Source organism: Acidovorax sp. GW835-FHT14B10 (assembly GCF_058793725.1).
Map to the genome: position 1 here is coordinate 1 of NZ_JBXAGC010000069.1, position 2,124 is coordinate 2,124.

The window sequence follows — 2,124 nt, forward strand, 5'->3', positions numbered from 1 at the left end:
GTAGCCCGGCTACACCCCAACAGGTGGGGTCAATATTGGATGAAAAACCGGGGTCAGGATTACGCGGAAATCAACACTGCGTCCTCTTCCTGTATGGCAACGGCGGTGGCAAGAAGGTCTGCGACCTTGGTCGTGCTGGCTTTGACCGCTTTCGTTGAATAAATGCCGCCCTGGTGCTCTCGACCAGCCTTATGTCTCTGATCGAAAAAATCGGAGGCGCCCTGCAACCAGGACATCAGGATTGCGAGGCATGCAGGAGTGTTCCATTGGCCTCTGGGCTGTCCAAGCCCAAAGCGTCCGCCAATTGCAATGTGCGGAAGTAGACCCTTCGACCGATTCGCACCATGGTCGGCCGGAGTCGACGAGAGACATCGCCGTCTGAATAAAGTGCGACCCTAAATCCATCGGCAGAGCGCCCCAAAATCCCCGCCACATCAGCAATGCTCATCAGTGGCCCAAAGCGGTCCAGCAGAAATTCTTCCGTCGTCATGAATGCACCTATCACAGGACTAATTAGGCGCAATTCTGGATAGTCAGCGGTAGTCGGGCAAGCGCATGGCTTGCATAAGTGGTTGATTTAAAACCAAAATTCCCTATTTTGGTATTCATGATTGGACAGTATTAGCGACCAAAATTAGATCGATTGGCTGTCGAGCTGAATGGGTGGATTGGCTGAATTTGTATGCAAATCAGAGGCTTGCAGGCGCCGCGAAACACTTACTTGCACATTTTGTGGAAAATTCGAGAGCATTCTGTGTTCGCGAGTTTGGAAAAGGAGACAGAGGGCGAAATCACCTCTCTACTTTCGCACCCGATCCAGTTTCTCGACCAAGTCTTCCGCCCGCAAATGCGTATACCTTTTCAGCATCTGCATTGACTTGTGCCCGCTGATGGCCGCGACCTCTTGGTCTGATAGCCCGGCTTCGACAAAGCGGCTGACCGCTTCGTGGCGCAGGTCATGAAATCGGAAGTTCACCAAGCCGGCATCGAGCTTCGCTTGTGTCCAGGCTTTGTCGAACATGTAGGGGCGGCGCATGCCATCTTTGCCCGGTTCGCCAAAGAACAGGAGGTCGGTTTCGCCAGGGCGTATTGGGTTGTGCACGGCGTTTTGAAAAACCTGGGTTGCCGCTGCCGTGAGGGGGACCGTTCGAGGCGAAGAATTCTTCGTGTGATCAAGCCGGATAACGCGACGTTGCAGGTCCACTTGGCTCAGTCGTAGGCCCGCGATCTCAGAAAGACGCATGCCCGTCTCCAGTGCGCCGCGCACGATCCAACTGAACATCGGGTTGGAGTGGGCATCCACAACGGCGAGCAGGCGCTTGTTTTCGGTCACCGTCAGCCGGCGATTACGTCCTGCGCCCGGAGCAGGGCGGCGGATGTTGGAAACCGGGTTGAATGGCAGACCGATGCCCCATTCCTTAATCGCGATGGTGAAGAGGTGGCTGAGTAGTGCCAGCTCCAGTCGCACAGTGTTGTTACTCCGCGGGACGGGCTTGCCTTCTGCATCGTTATCGCCAGCCAGCCGCGTGTCGCGGTACTGTGCGACGATTTCGGCACTGAGTGCGGCGAGGGAATATTTTCCCAGATGTCGGGTCAGCGCCAAGGCCTTCTTGCGTTCGCCGGCTTGAGTGGACTCACGTTTGGTGGGTGTGACTTCGCGCAGGTATCGAGTGAGGGCGACCTCGACGGTCATGCGCTCTGCAGGGCCGCGCTGGATGTAGACACCGCGCACCATCTCGTCTTCGGTGCGGCGCGACCAATCCTCAGCGTCGCGTTTTGTGCGGAATGTCTTGGCAGTGGGCGGCCATCCGGTCTTACGGATAAGCGCTTTCCAAGTGCCAGAAGGAGTTTTGACGATCGTTGCCATAGGGTTCCGGTGAGGCTAGCGCCGCAGCACTGTACCGAAACTGTACCTGACCAACGATTCTGAGAAGTCCCCCAGTGCTTGGGGTCTGATCTCGAAGTTCCCTAGTGTGTTGATAACACTAGGGAATTTGAGTGTGGTGCCCGGGGCCGGAATCGAACCGGCACGCCTTGCGGCGGGGGATTTTGAGATTGAGTCCCGAGACTAGCATGAGACCACGCTGGAACCCGCAGAGCCTTGCTGCGCTTGGTTTTCCAAGA

The 2,124-nt window shown here is 56.4% G+C and carries 2 protein-coding genes; both read right to left on the minus strand.

The genetic code is table 11. The annotated features are described in order from the left end of the window. Positions 1-235 precede the first annotated feature (235 nt). Positions 236-490 carry a plasmid-related protein gene (locus AC1Q5S_RS22220; RefSeq protein WP_422206198.1) on the minus strand — a complete coding sequence of 85 codons (255 nt, stop codon included), beginning with the start codon at positions 488-490 and terminating at the stop codon, positions 236-238. Positions 491-799: 309 nt separating this feature from the next. Next, the gene (locus AC1Q5S_RS22225; RefSeq protein ID WP_422206196.1) at positions 800-1,867 is read right to left on the minus strand and encodes a site-specific integrase; all 1,068 of its coding nucleotides are present in this window, start codon (positions 1,865-1,867) and stop codon (positions 800-802) included. Positions 1,868-2,124 lie beyond the last annotated feature (257 nt).